The sequence below is a fragment of the Chryseobacterium sp. SIMBA_038 genome, from assembly GCF_046535115.1.
GTDB lineage: Bacteria > Bacteroidota > Bacteroidia > Flavobacteriales > Weeksellaceae > Chryseobacterium.
Map to the genome: position 1 here is coordinate 1 of NZ_JAWRXH010000100.1, position 290 is coordinate 290.

Annotated in this window: 1 protein-coding gene; it reads right to left on the reverse strand. The window is 61.0% G+C overall.

The window, feature by feature from the left end:
• Positions 1-20: 20 nt before the first annotated feature.
• Entirely contained in the window at positions 21-257 is a 237-nt protein-coding gene (locus tag SB689_RS22875) for an acyltransferase (RefSeq protein WP_264160485.1), read from the reverse strand.
• Between the last annotated feature and the right edge of the window lie 33 nt (positions 258-290).

Sequence of the window (290 nt, forward strand, 5' to 3'; positions counted from 1 at the left end):
GCTTCGTTCTTGCCAGTCGCTCAATTCGGTCTCCATTGTCGGAAGGTGCTGCGACGGCTTTTCTTGATGAGCAGGGCAGGCACGCCGTCATGTGTACCCCAAGGCGCAAGAGATTGAGTCACGCGGGACATGGCCTCGACGGAGGCACCTTCGCCAATCTCGCATCCCGGTAGTACGGAACCCGCGCCGATCGTTACGTGGCGGCCTAACCGCGCGGAAGCGATGTCGACACCTGGACGTTGTTCGGGCGGTACCAGCCAATGGCGCCTTCGACAGTCTCGAGGAAAGTC